This window comes from Mesorhizobium sp. f-mel, from assembly GCF_053850215.1.
Genome location: NZ_JBSPTO010000008.1, coordinates 122,145 through 143,272 on the forward strand (window position 1 = coordinate 122,145; position 21,128 = coordinate 143,272).

The window sequence follows — 21,128 nt, forward strand, 5'->3', positions numbered from 1 at the left end:
TTTTCTGTCGGTTCTGTTCTATTCGCCGAGCTCTGTTCTATTCACCGAGCGCGTCTTCGAGCAAGGCGGCAAGCTGGGCGAGATGCTTCGACATCAATCCGGTGGCCGGCGACGCGGCGGCCGGCCGGCCGGTATAGCGCACCCGCTGATGCTTGGCGTCGATATGCGCCAGCACCCATTCCAGATACGGATCGATGAACGACCAGGCACCCATATTCTTGGGCTCCTCCTGGCACCACACCATCTCGGCGTTGCGGAAGCGTGACAGCTCGGTGATCAGCGCCTTGGCCGGGAAGGGATAGAGCTGTTCGACGCGCAGCAGATAGATGTCGTTGATGCCGCGCTTCTCGCGCTCCTCGTAGAGGTCGTAATAGACCTTGCCCGTGCAGAGCACGACGCGGCGGATCTTCGAATCCTTGGTGAGCTTGATCGCCTGGCCGGGGAGCTGCTGGGCATCGTCCCACAACAGCCGGTGGAACGCGCTTTCGCCCGACATCTCCGGCAGCGTCGACACCGCCCGCTTGTGACGCAGCAGCGACTTCGGCGTCATCAGGATCAGCGGCTTGCGGAAATCCCGCTTCAACTGCCGGCGCAGGATGTGGAAGTAGTTGGCCGGCGTCGTGCAGTAGGCCACCTGCATGTTGTCTTCGGCGCAAAGCTGCAGGAAGCGCTCGAGCCTGGCCGACGAATGTTCCGGCCCCTGGCCTTCATAGCCATGCGGCAACAGGCAGACGAGGCCCGACATTCTGAGCCACTTGCGCTCGCCCGACGAGATGAACTGGTCGAACACCACCTGGGCGCCGTTGGCGAAATCGCCGAACTGGGCTTCCCAGAGCGTCAGCGCCTTCGGCTCGGCCAGGCTGTAGCCGTATTCGAAGCCGAGCACGGCCTCTTCAGACAGCATCGAGTTGATGACCTCGAAGCCGGCTTGCGCCGCCGACAGATTGTTGAGCGGAATGTAGCGCGTCTCGTCGCGCTGATCGTAGAGCACGGAGTGGCGTTGCGAGAACGTGCCGCGCTCCGAATCCTGTCCGGACAGCCGGACCGGATTGCCGTCGAGCAGGATGGCGCCGAAGGCCAGCGCCTCGGCTGTAGACCAGTCGATGCCTTCGCCCGACTCGATCGCCTGGCGGCGATTCTCGAGAAACCGCAGGATCGTCTTGTGGGCCTCGAAATCCTTCGGCACCTCGGTCAGCTTCTTGCCGATTTCCTTCAGCGTCTTGACCGGCACGGCGGTCTTGCCGCGCCGCTGTTCGTCCTGGTTGTCGGCCGTGCGCAGGCCCGACCAAGCGCCATCCAGCCAGTCGGCCTTGTTTGGCTTGTAATGCTGGCCGACTTCGAATTCCTGCTCGAGATGTGCCCGCCAGTCCGCCTTCATCTTGTCGAATTCGGCCTGGGTGAGGTGGCCCTCGGCGATCAGCCGGTCGGCATAGATCTGCACCGTCGTCTTGTGGCTGCGGATGTTGCTGTACATGATCGGCTGGGTGAAAGCCGGTTCGTCGCCCTCATTGTGGCCGAAGCGGCGGTAGCAGAACATGTCGACCACGACAGGCTTGTGGAACTTCATGCGGAATTCGATCGCCACCTTGGTGGCATGGACCACGGCTTCCGGATCGTCACCGTTGACGTGGAAGATCGGCGCCTCGATCATCTTGGCCACATCCGATGGGTAGGGCGACGAGCGCGAGAAGCGCGGATTGGTGGTGAAGCCGATCTGGTTATTGATGATGAAATGCAGCGTGCCGGCGACGCGGTGGCCGCGCAGGCCCGACAAGCCGAGGATTTCGGCAATCACGCCCTGGCCGGCAAAGGCGGCGTCGCCGTGCAGGAGCAGCGGCAGCACCTTGGCGCGCTCTTCCAGCGGCACGATCTCCTCGCGGCTGCGGCCGAACAGGGAGTCCTGCTTGGCCCGCGCCTTGCCCATCACCACCGGATCGACGATTTCCAGATGCGACGGATTGGCGGTCAGCGACAGGTGCACCTTGTTGCCGTCGAACTCGCGGTCCGACGAAGCACCGAGATGGTACTTCACGTCGCCCGAGCCCTCGACCTCGTCGGGTGCGGCCGAGCCGCCCTTGAACTCGTGGAAGATGGCGCGGTGCGGCTTGGCCATCACCTGGGAGAGCACGTTCAGCCGGCCGCGATGCGCCATGCCGAGCACGATCTCCTTCATGCCGAGCTGGCCGCCGCGCTTGACGATCTGCTCCAGCGCCGGGATCAGCGCCTCTGCGCCGTCGAGACCGAAGCGCTTGGTGCCCTTGTATTTGACGTCGATAAACTGCTCGAAGCCTTCGGCCTCGACCAGCTTCTGCAGGATCGCCTTCTTGCCGGTGGCGGTGAAGGAGATCTCCTTGTCGGTGCCCTCGATGCGCGCCTGGATCCAGGCCTTCTCCTCGGGATCGGAAATATGCATGAACTCGACGCCGAGCGTCGAGCAATAGGTGCGGGTCAGGATATCGAGCATCTGCCGGATGGTGCCGAATTCGAGGCCGAGCACATTGTCGAGGAAGATCGGGCGATCGTAATCGGCGGCGGTGAAGCCATAATTTTCCGGCGACAGCTCGTTATAGTCCTCGAGCGGCTTGGCGATGCCGAGCGGATCGAGATTGGCGTGCAAATGGCCACGCATGCGGTAGGCACGGATCATCATGATGGCGCGCACGGAATCGCGCGTCGCCTGATGCACGTCGGCGTCGGAAAGGGAGACGCCGTTCATCACCGCCTTGTGCTGGACCTTCTTCTCGATGTGCTTCTCGACGATGCCCCAATTGCCGTCGAGCGCCGACACCAATTCGCCATTGGCCTGCAGCGGCCACGAAGGCTTGGCCCACGAGGCGCCCTTGGCATTCTTGCGGACATCGCCGGCGTCGTCCTTTAGCGCCGCGAAGAAATCCTGCCATTCGGGGTCGACCGAAGCGGGATCGTCCTCATAGGCAGCGTAGAGCGCGTCGATATAGTCGGCATTGCCGCCATAGAGGAAAGAGGTAAGCGAAAATTGGTCGTTGGTTTGATCTTGTCGTGCCATTTTGTCTAGCGGAGCGTTGCTCCGTTCTCCCTATCCCTAACGCGCTACCACGCGGCTAAGCCGCCACATGCCAAAAGGGTTTGCATACAGATTGTGGTCCCCGTCGGGCTGCTGCGTTTCCACACTCAAACGATATCGCGGGGCGCCTGCTTCCAGTCCGAACGTCTGACCAGCCAAAAGCTCGGGACTTTCGTAAAGCTGATACATGTTGAAGCCGCGAAGCAGCTTGACGGCAGACTGAAACTCGTCACCTGAAACGATGGAATCCCAAAGCCCCAAATTACGCATGCCGCAGCTGTAGGTCGTCGTGCCATCCGAGACAGAATCCAGAACCATCAGCCCATAGATCTCAACAAAATCACCGCTTGTCCGTTCAAGCCATTGATCCGCTGAGAATGCCTTGCCGGCCGTTTCGACCTTCACGCCAAAACCGCCGGCCTTGATCAGATGGGCTGCCGCTTTTGCGATGGAAATCGATGCTTCCTTCGTTTGTGGGGATGTGGAAAGCAGGTAGACGACGCTTCTATGCGAGGCGATTTTGTCGATAACATCCTTGCCGAGCTCGTTGACGAGGCCAGCGCTAGCGAAGGCTCTCGTCATGTCTTCGTCGCGGTCGCAGAAATCAAACTCGAACGCAGCTTTGCTCGGGCCGTGCATCACGATCATCCCCGCAGCCACATAATCGGCTGAAGGCATCGACGCCTCTGCAACGGCGCGCACGAAGGCCGACACGCCTTCCCAAGGGCCGGGTATGCATAGGATGATGCGCTTCTCGTCTTCCATGTCCTGCTCATCGGCATTCGAAAGCTCGACTGCGCACGCTCTTAACCCTTAATCGCTTCAACCAAGGTCGTGCCGAGCCTTGCCGGCGACGGCGATACCTTTATCCCTGCCGATTCCATCGCCGCGATCTTGTCCTCGGCGCCGCCCTTGCCGCCGGAAATGACCGCGCCGGCATGACCCATGGTGCGGCCGGCCGGCGCCGTGCGCCCGGCGATGAAACCGGCCATCGGCTTCTTGCGGCCACGCCTGGCTTCGTCCTTGAGGAACTGCGCGGCGTCTTCCTCGGCCGAGCCGCCGATCTCGCCGATCATGATGATCGATTGGGTCTCCTCGTCGGCGAGGAACATCTCCAGCACGTCGATGAACTCCGTGCCTTTGACGGGGTCGCCACCGATGCCGACGGCGGTGGTCTGGCCGAGGCCGACATTGGTGGTCTGGAACACTGCCTCATAGGTAAGCGTTCCCGAGCGGGAAACAACGCCGACCGAGCCCTTGCGGAAGATGTTGCCGGGCATGATGCCGATCTTGCATTCGTTGGGGGTCAGCACGCCGGGGCAGTTGGGACCGATGAGCCGCGATGTCGAGCGGTCGAGCCTTGCCTTGACCTTGATCATGTCGATCACCGGGATGCCCTCGGTGATGCAGACGATCAGCGGGATCTCGGCTTCGATCGCTTCCAGGATCGCCTCTGCGGCGCCCGCCGGCGGCACATAGACAACGGAAGCATTGGCACCGGTCGTTGCCTTGCCTTCGGCAACCGTGGAAAAGATCGGCAGGCTCTCGCCCTTGGCGCCGGTCCACGTCTCGCCACCCTTCTTGGGGTGGATGCCGCCGACCATTTTTGTCCCGTGATAGGCCAGCGCCTGCTCCGTATGGAACGTGCCGGTCTTGCCGGTCAGGCCCTGCACGAGCACCTTGGTGTTCTTGTCGACGAGAATGGACATTTTGCGACCTGATCAGTGAGTGCGGAAGGGGTTGATGGCGACCACGGTACCGTAAGTCTGTCCGTGGTTGAGGTCTTCGGTGTAAAGTGTCTTGACGCCAAGGCGCTCGGCGGCGGCGATGATTGCGCCATCCCAATATGAAATCTGGTAGCGCTGCGAGTTCTCAATGCCCCGCATGACGACCGCGCTGTCCAAATCCTGGCAGGGCTTCATGGAGATCGCGGCGACCCATTCGGCGGCCTTCGCTGGGGCCAGCGTGACATCCGCTCGTTTGGTCACATTCACATAGAACTCCTGCAGCACCTGTGCGGAGGTCGAATAGTCTTCCTTGGCGATCAACTCCACAGCGCGCTTGTACTTGGCGCGCTCGGATTTGTGCCCGATGGCGGCATAGACGAGCACGTTCGTGTCGAGGAAGCACTCAGCGGTCATAGAGAGCTTCCCGGTTCCACTTCTTGCCGCCCATGTCGCCTGCCGCCTCGCGGGCAAGGTTCAGCAAGGCTTGCCGTGCCTCGTCCTTGGCGCGCCGCTTCGTCGCCACTGTCGCGAAAAACTCGCGCACCATGGCGTTGACGGTCGTTCGCTGTTCGGCAGCCGTCAGCTTGACCTGCTCCAGAATCTCATCCTCAACCGCAAGAGTGATGTTCTTCATTCTCTTTTCTCCTGAAAATGTCACACAGTATATGTGTAACTGTGTGACATTCACAAGGTCGCTACAGCCGTTTCAGTTCCGCGACGGTGAGGTCGCTCTTGGCATTGCCGGTGTTGAGCGTCGTCGCCGGCTCGAACATCAGCACCACCGGCTCCTCGCTCAGCGAGCGCGGCCGATGCTCGACGGACCGCGGCACGACGATGAACTCGCCGCTGCCAAGCTCCACCGTGCCGTCGCGGAAATCGATAGCGATGCGGCCGCGCAGCACCAGAAACGCTTCGTCCTCATTGTCATGCGCATGCCAGTCGAAGACATCGCCAAACTTGGCGATCTTGACCTGGGCGTCGTTGACGTCGCCGGCGATATGCGGATCGAAGACCTTTTTGATCTTCTGATCCGCCGCCTCGACCAGATTTATCTTGTGCGGAGGCACCAGATCAGCCCTTCACCGCCGCCACGATCTTCTTGGCCGCGTCGTCGAGGTCGTCGGCGGAGACGACGTTAAGCCCGCTGTCGTTGATGATCTTCTTGCCGAGCTCGGCATTGGTGCCTTCGAGCCGCACCACCAGCGGCACCTGCAGCCCGACTTCCTTGACTGCTGCGATGACGCCCTCGGCGATGATGTCGCACTTCATGATGCCGCCGAAGATGTTGATCAGGATGCCTTTGACCGCCGGATCCTTGGTGATGATCTTGAACGCCGCCGTCACCTTCTCCTTCGACGCACCGCCGCCGACATCGAGGAAGTTGGCGGGCTCGGCGCCATAGAGCTTGATGATGTCCATCGTCGCCATGGCAAGGCCGGCGCCATTGACCATGCAGCCGATATTGCCGTCGAGCGCGACATAGGCGAGGTCGTATTTCGACGCCTCGATCTCCTTCTCGTCCTCTTCGGTGATGTCGCGAAGCTCCATCACGTCGGGATGGCGGAACAGCGCGTTGTTGTCGAACGACACTTTTGCGTCGAGCACGCGGAGCCGGCCATTCTTCATGACGATCAGCGGATTGACCTCGAGCAGGCTCATGTCCTTCTCGACGAAGGCCTTGTAGAGGATCGGGAACAGCGTCTCGCCGTCCTTGGCGGCCTCGCCGTCGAGCTTCAGCGCGCCGTTGAGTTCTTTCAAATCGTCCGCCGTCACACCCTTTTCCGGGTCGATGGCGACGGTGATGATCTTTTCCGGCGTGTCATGGGCGACCGCCTCGATGTCCATGCCGCCCTCGGTCGAGACGACGAACGCGATGCGGCCGACGGAGCGGTCGACCAGCAGCGACAGGTAGAGCTCGCGCTCGATGTCGGCGCCGTCCTCGATATAGAGGCGGTTGACCTGCTTGCCCGCCGGGCCGGTCTGCTTGGTGACCAGTGTGTGGCCGAGCATCTCGTTGGCGTTGGCAACGACGTCGGCCACCGACTTCGCCAGCCGCACGCCGCCCTTGGCGTCGGGGCCGAGCTCCCTAAACTTGCCCTTGCCGCGGCCGCCGGCATGGATCTGGCTCTTCACCACGTAGAGCGGGCCGGGCAGCGCCTTGGCGGCGGCTTCCGCTTCGCTTGCCTCGAACACCGGCACGCCTTCGGCCACCGGTGCTCCAAAGCCCTTAAGCAGCGCCTTGCCCTGATATTCATGGATGTTCATGCGCGTTGTCTCCAGGTCACTTGGCGGCGGGTCACTTGGCGGCGAGATGCGGAGCGATCTTGACGCAGGCCTCGCACAGGCCCTGCACCGCCGCCACCGAACTGTCGAACATCTTCTGCTCGGGCTTGCTGAGCTCGATCTCGATGATGCGCTCTACGCCGCCGGCACCGATCACCACCGGCACGCCGACATAGGTGTTCTTGACGCCATACTGGCCGGAGAGATGCGCAGCACAGGGCAGCACGCGCTTCTTGTCCTTGAGATAGGCTTCGGCCATGGCGATCGCCGAGGCGGCCGGTGCGTAGAAGGCCGAGCCGGTCTTGAGCAGGCCGACGATCTCGGCGCCGCCGTCGCGGGTGCGCTGCACGATCTGGTCGAGCTTTTCCTTCGAGGTCCAGCCCATCTTGACGAGGTCGGGCAGCGGGATGCCGGCGACCGTCGAATAGCGGATCATCGGCACCATGGAATCGCCATGGCCGCCGAGCACGAAGGCGGTGACATCCTCGACCGAGACCTTGAATTCCTCGGCCAGGAAATAGCGGAAGCGCGAACTGTCCAGCACCCCGGCCATGCCGACGACATGGCTCTTCGGCAGTCCGGAAAACTTCTGCAGCGCCCAGACCATGGCGTCGAGCGGGTTAGTGATGCAGATGACAAAGGCTTTCGGCGCGTATTTCTTGAGACCCGCGCCAACCTGCTCCATGACCTTCAGGTTGATGCCGAGAAGGTCGTCGCGGCTCATGCCGGGCTTGCGCGGCACGCCGGCGGTGACGATGCAGACGTCGGCTCCCTCGATGCCGGCGTAATCGTTGACGCCGGTCAGCCTGGAATCGAACCCGTCGACCGGCGACGACTGCGCGATATCCAGCCCCTTGCCTTGCGGGATGCCCTCGGCGATATCGAACAGCACAACGTCGCCGAGATCCTTGAGGCCGATCATGTGGGCGAGCGTGCCGCCGATCATGCCCGAGCCGATAAGCGCTATCTTGTTGCGTGCCATGTCAGGAGGTTTTCCCTTTAGACTGTGACGGCGCCCAAATCCTTCACGAATTTGATGACGGCGTCGAGGAAGGAGGCCGGAATGCTGCGGGGAAGCCGCAAAGATTTCGCCGCACCCAATAGCCCCGGCGCACAAAATATTCAAACGATTATTTTGGAGTGAGTTATTTCAATCGGTTAGAACGATTGGGGTTTACGTAAACGTCAAAGTTTGTAAGCCGACTTGGGAGACTTTACATAATGGAAGTGGAAATCGTAAGGCTCAACCAAGGCGATGACGCCCTTGTGATGCGGGTCGCCGAGGATGTGTTCGATGAACCGGTCAGGCCGGATCGGCTGGCAGCATATCTCCGCGAACCCGGCCATTTCATGATCGTCGCCGTGGCCGATGGCGTGGTCATCGGTCAATGCGCCGCCGTTATCCATCGTCATCCCGACAAGGTGAGTGAACTCTATGTCGACGAAGTCGGCGTATCGCCAGCCTTCCAACGCCAGGGCATCGCGACGAAGATGCTCGACGCGATGTTTGAGCTCGGCCGCGAGTTTGGCTGCGAGGAGGCCTGGGTCGGCACTGAGCCGGACAATATTGCGGCCCGCGCGGTGTATGAGGCGCGGAAGGAGCCACATGGGGCGGCGGAGGAGTTCGTGATGTATGTGTTTGAACTGTAGGGCACCACAGCGGGACCGAACCTTTTGGCGATGGCGGGACAGCACCCTCTCTGTCCGGCAGGACAGAGGGGGGTGTGACGGGACGCTACGAGGTTTAGGCCTGCGCCTGCCTCGCCTCCACAGGCACCACCTTCCCCCTTTGCCTCCCCGCCCAGTCTTCCAGCCATTCATGGCTCTGCATCTCGATCAGCCGTGACGCGGTGCGCTCGAACTCGAAGACCTCGTTGCCGCGCCTGGCCGTGTACAGCTGCGGTGGCGGTGCAGCGGCGCTCACCACCAGCCGCACATGATGATCGTAGAGCGTGTCGATCAGCAGGATGAAGCGCTTGGCCTCGTTGCGCATGCCTTCGCCGAGCACCGGCACATGATCGATGAAGATGGTCGAGAAGCGGGCGGCAATCGCCAGGAAATCGCGGGCACCGAGCGGTTTTTCACAGAGATCGGCAAAGGAAAACCGCGCCGCTTCGCCGGCGGCTCGCGGCACCACGACCTGCCGGCCCTTTACCGTCAATGCCGCCTCGGCAGTCCGCCGGCCACGCGTCATCACTTCCCAGGCCTCGTCGAGGACAGCATCGGCGGCGGCATCGGCAGGGGTGACATACACCGGCAGGCGGCTGAGCTTGTCCAGCCGATAGTCCTTGGCGGCATCCAGCGCCAGCACCTGCGCATGCCGCTTCAGGATGCCGATGAAGGGCAGGAAAAGCTGGCGGTTCAAGCCGTCGTGGTAGAGATCCTGCGGCACGACATTGGACGTGGCGACCAGCACGACGCCGTTGGCAAACAGCGCCGAGAACAGCCGGGACAGGATCATCGCATCGGCGATGTCGGTGACGGAAAACTCATCGAAGCACAGCACCCAGGCTTCCTCGGCCAGCGCGCGGGCCACCGGCGCGATCGGGTCGTCTTCCCTGACGGCGCCCTCTTTACGCGCCTGCCGGTGCTTCTGGATGCGATCCTGCACATCGGCCATGAAGTCGTTGAAATGGACACGACGCTTGCGCCTGACCGGCACCAGCTCGAAGAACATGTCCATCAGCATGGTCTTGCCGCGGCCGACGCCGCCATGGATGTAGAGGCCCTTGACGGCCTCGCGCGTTTCACGCTTGCGGGCGAACAGCCAGCCCAGCGCGCTCGATTTGTGCGCCAGCCGCTTCGCCGAGATCTCATCGATCAACCGGTCGAGTGCGGCGACGATCTGCTCCTGCGCCGGATCCCGGTCGATCAGGCCTGACACAACCAGATGGTCGTAGCGCTGCCGGACGGTCGCATGGGTCTGAAGGCCGTCACGCAGATGCATCGGTCACGTCGTTCTAGAGCAATTCCAGCAAAAGTGCTTAGCGGTTTTCGGTCCGGAATTGCGTATAAACAAAAGACAGCAATTCCAGGAAAAGTGTGTAGCGGTTTTCCGTTCGGAATTGGGTAAAACAAATAAGCGGCGGGTCAGCCTCTTGTAAGCGAGATCGGCAGGCCGTTGGAAGTCTGGCCGTCGAATTTCTCGCCGCCTGAGGAATAGAGCCGTGCCAGCGTGCCGCCATTCTCGTCGTACAGCGTCAACTGCTTGCCGGCGACGTTCCACGATTTGATGCCGTTGATCGGCGCCGGGCAATGCAGCGGTCCGGCCCGGTAGCCCGCGCCGAACTTGGTCTGCGGCGTCGCCACCTGGCAGCTCTGGCCGGACACACTGGCCTTCCACACGCCGGCGACGCTGCCTGCGGTAAGATCCGGGGCTCCGGCAGGAGCCGTCCCGTCCGGCGGCAGCGAGGCGACCTGGGGGCCTTGCGGCGCCGTCGGAAATTTCGACGGGTCGGCCGTGCCGGGCGCCGCTGGCGGCGGCAACTGGTTTGCGGTCACCTTGCCGGAGGGCGCGGCTTCCAGCGGCGACGGCTGCTCCTGGTCCATCGACGAGAACCGTGACGTTGAACAGCCGCTCGCAACGAGCGCGGCAAGCGATACGGCCAGCAGACCGGTCTTCGAAAAATTCATTTCAAACCTCCGTCGGATCCGGCTGGGGCTGCCGTCCGCACAATATCCCCTTCACCAAGATGGAGAAGGTGGCGAAATTTCAACCCGATATGGTTAAAATACCATTTGTGGCAGCATCTGTTGCAACTTTACCACAAAATGCAGTCGTCAAAGCCTGCTCTTCGCGCCTGACTCGAGGCTGCGCAGCGGTTTGCCTGACAGACGTGACCTGGCGGCCGGCCGCCAAATGCTTGCGCCAGCCCGCTTCGGTCCTATCTCTGATGAAACGGAACCCTGCCGGAGGCGAAACCTTGGCTGCGAGAAAAAGAGCCGCCAATCGCTACTATAGCGGCCCGCCCAGCGATCATTTCGACGGCACCTTGTTTTTCAATCCCAACGGCAAGCCGCCTGCCCGCTTTTCCGATCTTTTGAAGTGGCAGCTGGGCGGCGAGCGCTCGAAATGGCCGGCGGCGAATCCGAGTCCATTTCATCAAGCGACACCGGCCAAACGGATCGACGGCTCCGGGCTGAGGCTAACCATGGTCGGCCATTCCACGCTGCTCATCCAGACAGCCGGCCTGAACTTCCTCACCGACCCGGTCTGGTCGCGGCGCGTCTCGCCGCTGTCCTTTGCCGGGCCGAAACGGGTCAATCTGCCGGGCATCGCCTTTTCCAACCTGCCGCCGATCGACCTCGTTTTGGTCAGCCACAACCACTACGACCATCTCGACCTCGCCACGCTGAAGCGGCTGAAGACAAAGCACGACCCGCTGGTGCTGACGCCGCTCGGCAATGACGCCATCATCGACGATGGCGTTCCCGGCATGCGGCTTTCGGTGCATGACTGGGGCGAGAGGGTCGAGATCGGCAAGGACGTCGCGGTCCATGTCGAGCCGGTGCACCACTGGTCGGCGCGCGGCACCCGCGACCGACGCATGGCGCTGTGGGCGGGATTTGTGGTCGAGACGCCGGGCGGAAAGGTCTATTTCGCCGGCGACACCGGCTTCCATGATGGCATCAACTACCGGCTGATGGCCGAAAGGCACGGCGGCTTCCGCCTGGCCATCCTGCCGATCGGCGCCTACGAGCCGCGTTGGTTTATGGCGCCACACCACCAGAACCCGGAGGAGGCGGTGCAAGGCATGCTTTTGTGCAACGCCGCCCATGCTGCCGGCTGCCATTGGGGCACGTTCCGGCTGACCAACGAGCCGATCGACGAGCCGGCCAGAAAGCTTAGCGAAGCCCTCGACGATCAAGGTATCCCGCAAGAACGCTTTCGCGCCTTGCGTCCCGGCGAGGTCTGGGACGTGCCGGAAGTCTAGGCAGGCGACCGGCTTCGCGGCGCAGGCGATCCCAAGGCTTCCATGTGCCTGGCTATATAGGCGGCGTCGCGACCTGCGTATGAAAGAAGGCCGGAGCCAAAGGTATGCATCCAATGGAGGCCAAGAAAATACAAACCAGGAAAAGCTGTCACGCCACGCTGTTGAATGGGTGCGTCGCGCGAATCGAAAATTCGCAAATCTATCCAGTTGTAGTCGAAGAGATATCCCGTTCCCCAGATAACCGAGCTGATGTTCTCGCCGGCAATGTCCACTGACCGGGCACCGCCGATTTCGCCAGGATGGGAGTTACTGAATTTTCATCTCTGTCGCGAAGATGGTCTGAGATTTCCCGTCTCTCTGCCCACATCTCCGCAGCAGAAACAAAGTCCTCATAAGACTTGTCGGCTTCAGCCAGGATCTGGGAGGCATCATCGCCAATCGACAGTTTTCCATCGGCGCATCCGAGCACACGTCCCAGCACAGTTCCGCCGTCGCGGGCGAAGCGGCGGACGTCCATATCGTAACCGCCGTTCACACCGGTTATGACCGTCGACGGGGGATACCGCCGCTCTGGGAAACTGTCGATGGTGATCTCGAAACGTCCCATTTTGTCGAACCACCACAAAACATCCTTGCCGCGATAGCGCCGAGGCACCCGACGATGGGGGCTGACCGAAAGATAGACATTGCGCCCGGATTGCTGGAGCTCATCCGCTATCTGGCTTCCTGATGCACCGCTGCCCACAACGAGCACCGCTCCGGGGGGAAGTTCGTCCGGGCTGCGGTATTTCGAAGCGTGAACCTGGTAAACGGATCGAGGCAAATCCCTGGTGGTCGCCGGAATCATCGAACGCTGAAACGGGCCCGTCGCCACAACGACATGGCGGGCTGTCATGCTGCCGGCGCTTGTGTCCAATGCATAATCGCCGGTATCCCTGCGCCAGAGCCTAGTGACTTCGACACCCTGGCGAACCGGAGCTGCAATTTTTGCTGCATAGTCCTCAATGAATCGCTTGATGGCGGTATGATGGGCGAACCCCTCCGGCTCAGGACCCTGATAAGAAAACCCAGGAAGCTCTATTGACTGGTTGATGAATTGAAATCGAAGCGAATCCCAACGTTCCGTCCGCCAGCGCTCGGCAATACGAGCGCGCTCCAACACAATATGCTTACGTTCATGCTGCTGAAGATAATAGCTCATGGCGAGCCCCGCCTGGCCGCCACCAATGATGATCGTATCGCAACGATCAGTCATTGATCAAAAACTTATCGAGCATCGAAAACCCAACTGCATGAGTCTCGACTTTCTTATTCGCTGGCCAGGCGGTCATGTGCCCGCCAACACACGCCAGCTTTCAGTCGCTGGGCCCAGCAAACGAATCCGAGATCGTCTAGCAGCGAACGCATTTGATCCGTCTCGTCGGACGCACACGATCCGAGGATAGCGTTCATTCAACATTCTGACAACATTGCGTCCGGGTTGCAGACCGGCGGGGAATGCCTCTTCACAACCGACTTCGAAGTCAACAGCCAGGCTTTCGCTGGTTGCATCCTCGCGGGCAGAGGATTTCCAGGGAAATCCAACCTACCGGAACCCAAGCCATCGCAGTCGCGTTTGGAGGGACAGTTCCACAACCGTCGGCTGCGAGGAGTTTCTCATGATCAAATGGATCATCATTCTTCTGATCATCGCGGCCGCGGCAAGCCTGCTCGGCATGCCGGCACTGGCCGGGGCCGCCGCCACCGGGGCCCGTATCCTCATCGGCATCGTGCTGATCATCTTCCTGCTGATCGTGCTCGGCGTTTTCGCGGTGGCCTAATGGATGTCGCGCAAAAGTGCGCAGCGGTTTTGCGATAACGACATGCATAAATAGAAGAGCTTAAAGCGCGTCGTATGAATCCGTTCAAACGCGACGCGCTTTGAGACGCATCGGCCCGAAATTCGGAATCGATTTCGCAAAGCACGATGTGCTGGTTCAAAAATGTCAGAGCGTACTTTGTGCGTCCAAGTGGACGCACGTCGCTCTGACGTGTGCGCACACTGGTAATTTCGGCCGGTATCCGCCATATAGGCGCCAAACCGGCATGAGACCTTTCGATCCATGGCAAGCACTGCCCCCTTCGCCAAGATGAACGGCATCGGCAACGAGATCATCGTTGCCGACATGCGCGGTCGCGCCGATCGGGTGACGCCGGCTGCCGCCCTTGCGCTCAATGCCGATGCCGCGACGAAATTCGATCAGATCATGGCGATCCACGACGCCAGAACGCCGGGCACCGCCTTTTTCATCGACATCTTGAATTCTGACGCAACCGGCGCGCAGGCCTGCGGCAACGGCATGCGCTGCGTGGTGCAGGCACTTGCCGCCGAGACCGGCCAGAAGACGTTCGCCTTCGAGACCGTCGCCGGCATCCTCAACGCCGAAGAACATGCCGACGGGCTGATCTCGGTCGACATGGGCAAGCCGCGTTTTGGCTGGCAGGATATTCCGCTCGCCGAGGAATTTCGCGATACCCGCATGATCGAGCTGCAGATCGGCCCGATCGACGCGCCTGTGCTGCACTCGCCCTCGGTCGTGTCGATGGGCAATCCGCACGCTATCTTCTGGGTCGACCGCGACATCTGGTCCTACGAACTCGACCGCTTCGGCCCGCTGCTCGAAAACCACCCGATTTTCCCCGAACGCGCCAACATCACCATCGCACGGGTGACCTCACCCGAGACGATGGTCATCCGCACCTGGGAGCGCGGCGCCGGCCTGACCAAGGCCTGCGGTACGGCGGCTTGTGCCGCCGTCGTCGCTGCCGCGCGCACCAGGCGGACCGGACGCAGCGTCTCTCTGGTGACACCCGGCGGCGGCTCCTTGCATGTCAAATGGCGCGGCGACGACCACGTCATCCTCACCGGCGCCGCCGAATGGGAATTTTCCGGCAGCTTCGACCCGTCGACCGGCGTGTGGGCCCGCGACACCGAAAGCGCGGCCTGATGGCTCCTCTTGCCAAGAAGGGTCCCGCTCTTTCCAGGGGCCCCACACTTCCCAAAGGTGTAGACGTCGTCACCTTCGGCTGCCGGCTGAACACCTACGAATCCGAGGTGATGCGGCGGGAGGCGGAGAGCGCCGGCCTTGGCGCGCTGGAAGGCGGCGCAATCATCTTCAACACCTGCGCCGTCACCGGCGAGGCGGTGCGCCAGGCAAAACAGTCGATCCGCAAGGCCCGGCGCGAGAACCCGGCCGCCCGCATCATCGTCACCGGCTGCGCGGCGCAGACCGAGCCGCAGAATTTCGTCGCCATGGACGAGGTCGATCTCGTCCTTGGCAACGAAGAGAAGCTGAAGGCGCATTCCTATCGCGCGCTGCCGGATTTCGGCGTCAACGATACCGAGAAGGCTCGCGTCAACGATATTTTTTCGGTACGCGAGACGGCCGGCCACATGGTCGACGCCATCGAGGGCCGGGCGCGGGCCTTCGTCCAGGTGCAGAACGGCTGCGACCACCGCTGCACCTTCTGCATCATCCCCTATGGCCGCGGCAATTCGCGCTCTGTGCCGATGGGCGCCGTGGTCGAGCAGGTCGAGCGGCTGAGCGGCAATGGTTACGCCGAGATCGTGCTGACCGGCGTCGACATGACCAGTTTCGGCGCCGACCTGCCTGGCAGCCCGAAACTCGGCAAATTGGTCAAGACGATCCTGAAGCAGGTGCCTGGCGTGAAACGCCTGCGCCTCTCGTCGATTGATTCGATCGAGGCCGACGACGACTTGCTCGACGCCATCGCTACCGAGCCCCGGCTGATGCCGCATCTGCATCTGTCGCTGCAGGCGGGTGACGACATGATCCTGAAGCGGATGAAGCGCCGGCACAACCGGGATCAATCGATCCGTTTTTGCGAGGATTTGCGCAAATTGCGTCCCGGCATCGTCTTCGGCGCCGACATCATTGCCGGCTTCCCGACCGAGACGGACGCTATGTTCGAAAAATCGCTGGAGATCGTCGAGGAATGCGGGCTGACGCATCTCCACGTCTTCCCGTTCTCGCCGCGCGAAGGCACCCCCGCCGCGCGCATGCCGCAGCTTCGCCGCGAACTGGTCAAGCAGCGTGCGGCACGGCTGCGCGCCGCCGGTGACGCCGCTTATCGCCGTCACCTCGCTGCACTCGCCGGAACACGCCAGTCGATCCTGGTCGAGCGTGACAGGCTCGGCCGCACCGAAGGCTTTACGCTTGCCACGATCTCCGAGGGCGCGCCGGGCGAAATCGTTGAGGCTGATATCGCCGGCCATGATGGCGCGCGCCTGATCGCGGCGCCGCTTGCCGCCCGCGCCGCCTGAGACGCAGGAACATGGCTGGTTTTCTCAAGAAGATATTTTCGTTCGGCAAGAAGGAAGTGGTCGAGGAGCGGATCGACGAGTCAGCACCCCTGCCGCCGATCAAATGGGACGCGCTGGAGGCGCTGAAGCCGGCCGCCGAACAGACTGTTCCAGAATTTTTGATACGCGAAGAGCCTCGGCCCGAAGCAGAAGCTGTGCCTCCGCCGCCAGTCGAGCCGGAAGCACCGCCCGCGCCGCAGCCGGCGCCTGTTGAAGAGGCCGAGCCCGAACCTGCGCCGACCATTCGGCCCGAGCCGGACATCCAGCCGGAACCTGCGCCGGTCGAGGGGCCGGAGGCGCCCGCCGAACAGGCGGCGCCAAAGGAGACTCCGGTCGCTCCCGTCATTCGCCAGCCAGCTCGGGAGCCAGAGCCGGAGGAAATTCCTGAGCCAGAGCCGACGCAGGAGATCGTCCAGTCTGAGCGTCCGTCATCCGAACGTGGCGCTGCCACTCATCCGCCTGCCGGCACCTTCTCCCGGTATAGGGACGGGGAGAAGGGTGCTGATCGTCACGCCGAGCCTCCTTTTGAAAGCGGCAAAGCTCCTACGCTGACGCCCCCCTCTCCCCGTCCTTTACGGGGAGAGGTTAAGGGTGAGGGGCAGCGCGGACCTGCGCAAGATGCCGCACCGCCGGCCGAGCCCCCCTCAACTGCGCCCGAGCCTGAAGCGCCGCAAGCCGAAATCCCGCCCCCCATTCGCCAGCCGGCGCCGGTCGAGGCGAAGCCGGTCCTTGCCGAGATCGCACCCGAGCCTGAAGCCGTGCCAACGCCCCACCCTCCCGTCGATGGGGAGGGTCGCCGCGCAGCGGCGGGGTTGAGTGACAGCGCCGGCGCCAGTCACCCCCAGCCCCGAGCTTCGCTCGGGACCTCCCCCCTCGAGGGGGAGGTAAAGCGCGAGGCCGTTCCGCAGCCGCCGCCGGAGCCAAAGCCCGCCCCCGGCAAGGTCACCGTAACCAAGAAGGTCGAGCAGAAAGCCGGGCCGCAGAAGGCGCCGGAACCGGCACCGAAACGCTCTTGGTTCCAGCGCATGAAGGAGGGGCTTGCCCGCTCTTCCCGGGAGCTGTCCGGCAACATCGCCGGCGTCTTCACCAAGCGCAAGCTCGATGAGGACACGCTCCAGGATCTGGAGGACGTGCTGATCCGCGCCGATCTCGGTATGGAAACGGCCCTGCGCATCACCGATTCACTGGCCGCCAGCCGCTACGGCAAGGACGTCTCCGAGGCGGAAGTCCGCGCCATCATGGCGACCGAAGTGGAGAAGGTGCTGACCCATGTCGCTTTGCCGCTGGAGCTCGACCTCAGCCACAAGCCGCATGTCATCCTTGTCGTCGGCGTCAACGGCACCGGCAAGACCACGACCATCGGCAAGCTGGCGGCAAAGCTCACCGATGGCGGCCTATCGGTGATGCTCGCAGCCGGCGACACGTTCCGCGCTGCGGCGATCGAGCAGTTGAAGATCTGGGGCGAGCGCACCAAGTCGCCGGTCATCGCCTCGAAGCTTGGCGCCGATGCGGCAGGTCTTGCCTACGACGCCTTCGAACAGGCCAAGCAAGCCGGCTCCGATGTGCTGATCATCGACACCGCCGGGCGGCTGCAGAACAAGACCGAGCTGATGGCGGAACTGGAAAAGATCGTCCGGGTGCTGGGCAAGCTCGATCCGGAGGCGCCGCACACCGTGCTGCAGACGGTGGACGCCACCACCGGCCAGAACGCGCTCAACCAGGTCGAGATCTTCCGCAATGTCGCCGGTGTCAACGGCCTGGTGATGACCAAGCTGGACGGCACGGCACGCGGCGGTATTCTGGTGGCGATCGCGGCAAAGCACAAATTGCCGGTCTATTTCATCGGCGTCGGCGAACAGGTCGACGACCTCGAACCATTCTCCGCAAGCGAGTTCGCCAGGGCGATCGCTGGAGTGGCGTAACAAGCATGATCCCAAAAAGTCGCAGACTTTTTGGACAGGATCATGCGCAAGAAGGAAAGCCTATGAACCCGCGCATCCTCGAACGCGACCCGTCCGACCCGCAGAAACAGAAGAAGGAAGGCGTCAATCCGCTGCTCAAGATGGTGCTGGAGCTCGGCCCGTTGATGGTGTTCTTCTTCGCCAACGCGCGCGGCGCATGGCTGACGCAGAAATTTCCGGCGCTGGCCGAATTCGGTGGGCCGATCTTCGTCGCCACCGGCCTGTTCATGGCCGCGACCGCGATCGCGCTGATCGCTTCCTGGCTGCTCACCCGCACCTTGCCGATCATGCCGATGGTATCGGGCGTCGTCGTCTTCGTCTTCGGCGCGCTGACGCTCTATCTGCAGGACGACATCTTCATCAAGATGAAGCCGACCATCGTCAACGTGCTGTTCGGCGGCGTGCTGCTCGGCGGGCTGTTCTTCGGCAAGTCGCTGCTCGGCTACGTCTTCGATTCGGCTTTCAGCCTCGATGCCGAGGGCTGGAAGAAACTCACCTTCCGCTGGGGCCTGTTTTTCCTGTTTCTGGCCCTTGTCAACGAAGTGGTCTGGCGGAATTTTTCCACCGACGCCTGGGTTACCTTCAAGGTCTGGGGGATCATGCCGATCACGCTTCTTTTCACCTTCAGCCAGATGCCGCTGATCATGCGCCATTCGCTTGAAGGTAAGACCGGAAACGAAGAGAAGGCCGGCAAGTAACGGTTAAGGAGAGGGCATGGAATTCGTCACCACGCGCGAGGCGCTGAGAACGATCTACAAGACGCCTCGGCCGACCGACGGCTCGATCCGGAAGGAATTGAAGGCGCTGGATGGCCACAGCCGTTCCTTCATCGGTAAAAGCCCATTCGTGCTGATCGGCTCCTCCGACGGCGCCGGCAATGCCGATGTGACGCCGAAGGGCGACAGACCGGGCTTCGCCGCCGTGCTTGACGAGAAGACCATTGCCATCCCCGACCGGCCCGGCAACAACCGGCTCGACACGCTGGAGAACATTCTTCTCAACCCCTCGGTCGGGCTGCTCTTTCTCATTCCAGGCATGAATGAGACTCTGCGCGTCAACGGCGATGCCCGCATCACTGTCGATGCGGCTTTGCGCGAGCGGCTCGCCGTCGACGGCAAGGAACCGCAAAGCGTCGTCCTGGTGACGGTCAAGGCCGCCTACATGCATTGCGCCAAGGCTTTCATGCGCTCCGATTTGTGGAAGCCGGAAACCTGGTACGACCGCGCGACGTTGCCGACGCTCGGCCAGATCCTGCGCGACCAGCTGGCGCTCGCCGATTCGGCCGAGGCGACCGACCGGTGGCTGGACGAAGAATACAAACACACCATGTGGTAAATCTGCTCGGGCGCGATCCGCCCGAGAAGACATAGCAATGTGCTCGCTTGCATATTGCTTGGCGGCCGCTCAGTAGGTCTTTGCGCCGTTGACCATCAGCCGGACCATGTAGAGCGAGGTCGTGCCGGCGATGTAGAGGCAGTTCAGCTTGTTGCCGCCGAACACGCAATTGGCGACGACTTCCGGCACCTTGATCCTGCCGATCAGCGTTCCGTCCGGATCGTAGCAATGGATGCCGTCGGCGGCACTCGTCCAGATCCGCCCTTGATCGTCGAGCCTGAAGCCATCGAACAGGCCGGCCGTGCAGTCGGCGAAGACATTTCCGCCGGATACCTTCCTGCCGCCCTCGTCGACATTGAATACCCGCATATGCGCCGGATTCTGGGCGCCATGCGTGCGACCGGTGTCGACGACATAGAGCTTGCTCTCGTCAAGCGAGAAGGCAAGCCCGTTGGGCCTGACCATATCGGTGATCACCGCTTCGATCTCACCGGTGCCGGGGTCAGCCCGGTAGACATGACAGGCGCCGATCTCGCTCTCGGCCTTGTCGCCCTCATAGTCCGTATCGATGCCGTAGGTCGGGTCCGTGAACCAGATCGAACCATCGGACTTGACCACCGCGTCGTTGGGCGAGTTCAGCCGCTTGCCGCGCCACTTGTCGGCGATGGTGGTGATCGAGCCGTCATGCTCGGTGCGGCTGACGCGGCGGCCCGAATGCTCGCAAGTGACCAGCCGGCCCTGCCGGTCGACGGTGTTGCCGTTGGAATTGCCGGACGGCTGCCGGAACACGCTGACGCTGCCATCGGTCTCGTCGTAGCGCAGCATGCGGTTGTTGGGGATATCGGACCACACTAGATAACGGCCGGCCGCAAACCAGGCCGGCCCTTCCGCCCACCGGCATCCGGTGAACAGCCTGTCCACCTGCGCGTTGCTGTTGAACAGTCGCGCAAAACGCGGATCGAGAATCTCGTAGTCTTCGGCGGCCATGGTTTTCTCCCGGTCATGCAAATCGCTAGTGTCGGGGCGATCAAGCCAGCCGGAGATCGATATGGCAAGATCGTTGATATCGGATCTTGAGACATTGGCGCAAAACGCGGCAAGGCCGCCCTTGCTCAATAACGGGCCTGACGACGGCGCTCATGGCCGTTAACCGGCTATGCGTCCAGCGCAATGGTGCATTGCAACATCTTCTTTTTGCAAGGCACCATAACTATGTCATGCTCCATATCGATCAGGGAGGAACAATCTGCCGCAACAATGCGGCACAGAAGGAACCTCGCTATGATTCTCGACAACCTCATGAGCCGCGCTCGCACCAGCATCGCCAAGCGCCGGCAATACAACCGCCTCATCGCCGAAATAGACTCCTTTTCCAGCCGCGATCTGGCCGACATGCGCGCCGACCGCAGCGAAATGCTCTACCAGGTCCACAAGCAGATCTACGGCTGAGGCGAACCCATGATCCCGAACCGAAGGTCAGCG

The 21,128-nt window shown here is 62.2% G+C and carries 21 protein-coding genes; 9 read left to right on the forward strand and 12 right to left on the reverse strand.

Going from position 1 to position 21,128, the window contains the following annotated elements:
• Positions 1–37 precede the first annotated feature (37 nt).
• The 8 genes from ACWUKX_RS13260 to mdh form a co-directional block, all read right to left on the reverse strand.
• Positions 38–3,025 (reverse strand): 2-oxoglutarate dehydrogenase E1 component, encoded by a 2,988-nt coding sequence (locus ACWUKX_RS13260; RefSeq protein WP_456007208.1) that lies wholly within the window; start codon positions 3,023–3,025, stop codon positions 38–40.
• A gap of 36 nt (positions 3,026–3,061) precedes the next feature.
• A complete protein-coding gene (locus ACWUKX_RS13265) occupies positions 3,062–3,808 on the reverse strand; it encodes a hypothetical protein (RefSeq protein ID WP_456007210.1) in 747 nt (248 codons plus the stop codon).
• 41 nt (positions 3,809–3,849) lie between these two features.
• Entirely contained in the window at positions 3,850–4,752 is a 903-nt protein-coding gene (gene sucD / locus ACWUKX_RS13270; RefSeq protein WP_456007212.1) for a succinate--CoA ligase subunit alpha, read from the reverse strand.
• Between the two features lie 12 nt (positions 4,753–4,764).
• Positions 4,765–5,184 carry a PIN domain-containing protein gene (locus tag ACWUKX_RS13275; RefSeq protein ID WP_029349379.1) on the reverse strand — a complete coding sequence of 140 codons (420 nt, stop codon included), beginning with the start codon at positions 5,182–5,184 and terminating at the stop codon, positions 4,765–4,767.
• Positions 5,174–5,404, reverse strand: a complete 231-nt coding sequence (locus ACWUKX_RS13280; protein WP_029349381.1) for a hypothetical protein — start codon at positions 5,402–5,404, stop codon at positions 5,174–5,176. The genes ACWUKX_RS13275 and ACWUKX_RS13280 overlap by 11 nt, the downstream gene beginning before the upstream one ends.
• Positions 5,405–5,465: 61 nt before the next feature.
• On the reverse strand, positions 5,466–5,837 hold the full coding sequence (locus tag ACWUKX_RS13285) for a cupin domain-containing protein (RefSeq protein ID WP_455840775.1): 372 nt from the start codon (positions 5,835–5,837) through the stop codon (positions 5,466–5,468).
• Between the two features lie 4 nt (positions 5,838–5,841).
• On the reverse strand, positions 5,842–7,035 hold the full coding sequence (gene sucC / locus ACWUKX_RS13290) for an ADP-forming succinate--CoA ligase subunit beta (protein ID WP_456007214.1): 1,194 nt from the start codon (positions 7,033–7,035) through the stop codon (positions 5,842–5,844).
• Between the two features lie 31 nt (positions 7,036–7,066).
• Positions 7,067–8,035, reverse strand: coding sequence for a malate dehydrogenase (gene mdh, locus ACWUKX_RS13295; protein WP_135934144.1), 969 nt, complete (start codon positions 8,033–8,035; stop codon positions 7,067–7,069).
• 239 nt (positions 8,036–8,274) lie between these two features.
• Here mdh and ACWUKX_RS13300 point away from each other — a divergent pair, with 239 nt between their 5' ends.
• Positions 8,275–8,703 (forward strand): GNAT family N-acetyltransferase, encoded by a 429-nt coding sequence (locus ACWUKX_RS13300; protein ID WP_456007216.1) that lies wholly within the window; start codon positions 8,275–8,277, stop codon positions 8,701–8,703.
• A gap of 94 nt (positions 8,704–8,797) precedes the next feature.
• Here the strand turns inward: ACWUKX_RS13300 and zapE are convergent, their stop codons facing one another.
• Together zapE and ACWUKX_RS13310 are read right to left on the reverse strand one after the other, a co-directional pair.
• Positions 8,798–10,000 carry a cell division protein ZapE gene (gene zapE / locus ACWUKX_RS13305; RefSeq protein ID WP_456007218.1) on the reverse strand — a complete coding sequence of 401 codons (1,203 nt, stop codon included), beginning with the start codon at positions 9,998–10,000 and terminating at the stop codon, positions 8,798–8,800.
• A gap of 143 nt (positions 10,001–10,143) precedes the next feature.
• Positions 10,144–10,686, reverse strand: coding sequence for an AprI/Inh family metalloprotease inhibitor (locus tag ACWUKX_RS13310; RefSeq protein ID WP_029349391.1), 543 nt, complete (start codon positions 10,684–10,686; stop codon positions 10,144–10,146).
• Between the two features lie 260 nt (positions 10,687–10,946).
• Between ACWUKX_RS13310 and ACWUKX_RS13315 the strand changes: the two genes are divergently transcribed.
• Positions 10,947–11,987 (forward strand): MBL fold metallo-hydrolase, encoded by a 1,041-nt coding sequence (locus tag ACWUKX_RS13315; RefSeq protein ID WP_456007220.1) that lies wholly within the window; start codon positions 10,947–10,949, stop codon positions 11,985–11,987.
• 199 nt (positions 11,988–12,186) lie between these two features.
• Here ACWUKX_RS13315 and ACWUKX_RS13320 read toward each other — a convergent pair whose 3' ends face one another.
• Entirely contained in the window at positions 12,187–13,242 is a 1,056-nt protein-coding gene (locus ACWUKX_RS13320) for a flavin-containing monooxygenase (RefSeq protein WP_456007222.1), read from the reverse strand.
• A gap of 403 nt (positions 13,243–13,645) precedes the next feature.
• Here ACWUKX_RS13320 and ACWUKX_RS13325 point away from each other — a divergent pair, with 403 nt between their 5' ends.
• The 6 genes from ACWUKX_RS13325 to ACWUKX_RS13350 all read left to right on the forward strand — a co-directional run bounded on the left by ACWUKX_RS13325 (position 13,646) and on the right by ACWUKX_RS13350 (position 19,646).
• Positions 13,646–13,807 carry a DUF1328 domain-containing protein gene (locus tag ACWUKX_RS13325; protein WP_456007224.1) on the forward strand — a complete coding sequence of 54 codons (162 nt, stop codon included), beginning with the start codon at positions 13,646–13,648 and terminating at the stop codon, positions 13,805–13,807.
• Between the two features lie 282 nt (positions 13,808–14,089).
• Positions 14,090–14,974: a diaminopimelate epimerase gene (gene dapF / locus ACWUKX_RS13330; RefSeq protein ID WP_456007226.1), complete on the forward strand. Its 885-nt coding sequence runs from the start codon at positions 14,090–14,092 to the stop codon at positions 14,972–14,974.
• Positions 14,974–16,311, forward strand: coding sequence for a tRNA (N(6)-L-threonylcarbamoyladenosine(37)-C(2))-methylthiotransferase MtaB (gene mtaB / locus ACWUKX_RS13335; RefSeq protein WP_456007228.1), 1,338 nt, complete (start codon positions 14,974–14,976; stop codon positions 16,309–16,311). The genes dapF and mtaB overlap by 1 nt, the downstream gene beginning before the upstream one ends.
• A gap of 587 nt (positions 16,312–16,898) precedes the next feature.
• Positions 16,899–18,272, forward strand: coding sequence for a signal recognition particle-docking protein FtsY (ftsY, locus tag ACWUKX_RS13340; RefSeq protein WP_456007329.1), 1,374 nt, complete (start codon positions 16,899–16,901; stop codon positions 18,270–18,272).
• A gap of 62 nt (positions 18,273–18,334) precedes the next feature.
• A complete protein-coding gene (locus tag ACWUKX_RS13345) occupies positions 18,335–19,009 on the forward strand; it encodes a septation protein A (RefSeq protein ID WP_456007230.1) in 675 nt (224 codons plus the stop codon).
• Positions 19,010–19,025: 16 nt separating this feature from the next.
• A complete protein-coding gene (locus ACWUKX_RS13350; RefSeq protein WP_456007232.1) occupies positions 19,026–19,646 on the forward strand; it encodes a pyridoxamine 5'-phosphate oxidase family protein in 621 nt (206 codons plus the stop codon).
• A gap of 69 nt (positions 19,647–19,715) precedes the next feature.
• Here ACWUKX_RS13350 and ACWUKX_RS13355 read toward each other — a convergent pair whose 3' ends face one another.
• A complete protein-coding gene (locus tag ACWUKX_RS13355) occupies positions 19,716–20,633 on the reverse strand; it encodes an SMP-30/gluconolactonase/LRE family protein (protein WP_455840766.1) in 918 nt (305 codons plus the stop codon).
• 294 nt (positions 20,634–20,927) lie between these two features.
• Here ACWUKX_RS13355 and ACWUKX_RS13360 point away from each other — a divergent pair, with 294 nt between their 5' ends.
• Positions 20,928–21,095, forward strand: a complete 168-nt coding sequence (locus ACWUKX_RS13360) for a hypothetical protein (protein ID WP_084646772.1) — start codon at positions 20,928–20,930, stop codon at positions 21,093–21,095.
• Positions 21,096–21,128 lie beyond the last annotated feature (33 nt).

Coding starts and splice junctions, on each gene's coding strand:
- ACWUKX_RS13280 (WP_029349381.1), bottom strand. CDS start 5,404: ATGAAGAACATCACTCTTGCGGTTGAGGATGAGATTCTGGAGCAGGTC.
- sucC (WP_456007214.1), bottom strand. CDS start 7,035: ATGAACATCCATGAATATCAGGGCAAGGCGCTGCTTAAGGGCTTTGGA.
- ACWUKX_RS13310 (WP_029349391.1), bottom strand. CDS start 10,686: ATGAATTTTTCGAAGACCGGTCTGCTGGCCGTATCGCTTGCCGCGCTC.
- ACWUKX_RS13350 (WP_456007232.1), top strand. CDS start 19,026: ATGGAATTCGTCACCACGCGCGAGGCGCTGAGAACGATCTACAAGACG.
- dapF (WP_456007226.1), top strand. CDS start 14,090: ATGGCAAGCACTGCCCCCTTCGCCAAGATGAACGGCATCGGCAACGAG.
- ACWUKX_RS13355 (WP_455840766.1), bottom strand. CDS start 20,633: ATGGCCGCCGAAGACTACGAGATTCTCGATCCGCGTTTTGCGCGACTG.
- sucD (WP_456007212.1), bottom strand. CDS start 4,752: ATGTCCATTCTCGTCGACAAGAACACCAAGGTGCTCGTGCAGGGCCTG.
- ACWUKX_RS13360 (WP_084646772.1), top strand. CDS start 20,928: ATGATTCTCGACAACCTCATGAGCCGCGCTCGCACCAGCATCGCCAAG.
- zapE (WP_456007218.1), bottom strand. CDS start 10,000: ATGCATCTGCGTGACGGCCTTCAGACCCATGCGACCGTCCGGCAGCGC.
- mdh (WP_135934144.1), bottom strand. CDS start 8,035: ATGGCACGCAACAAGATAGCGCTTATCGGCTCGGGCATGATCGGCGGC.
- ACWUKX_RS13320 (WP_456007222.1), bottom strand. CDS start 13,242: ATGACTGATCGTTGCGATACGATCATCATTGGTGGCGGCCAGGCGGGG.
- ACWUKX_RS13265 (WP_456007210.1), bottom strand. CDS start 3,808: ATGGAAGACGAGAAGCGCATCATCCTATGCATACCCGGCCCTTGGGAA.
- ACWUKX_RS13345 (WP_456007230.1), top strand. CDS start 18,335: ATGAACCCGCGCATCCTCGAACGCGACCCGTCCGACCCGCAGAAACAG.
- mtaB (WP_456007228.1), top strand. CDS start 14,974: ATGGCTCCTCTTGCCAAGAAGGGTCCCGCTCTTTCCAGGGGCCCCACA.
- ACWUKX_RS13325 (WP_456007224.1), top strand. CDS start 13,646: ATGATCAAATGGATCATCATTCTTCTGATCATCGCGGCCGCGGCAAGC.
- ACWUKX_RS13260 (WP_456007208.1), bottom strand. CDS start 3,025: ATGGCACGACAAGATCAAACCAACGACCAATTTTCGCTTACCTCTTTC.
- ACWUKX_RS13300 (WP_456007216.1), top strand. CDS start 8,275: ATGGAAGTGGAAATCGTAAGGCTCAACCAAGGCGATGACGCCCTTGTG.
- ACWUKX_RS13315 (WP_456007220.1), top strand. CDS start 10,947: ATGAAACGGAACCCTGCCGGAGGCGAAACCTTGGCTGCGAGAAAAAGA.
- ACWUKX_RS13275 (WP_029349379.1), bottom strand. CDS start 5,184: ATGACCGCTGAGTGCTTCCTCGACACGAACGTGCTCGTCTATGCCGCC.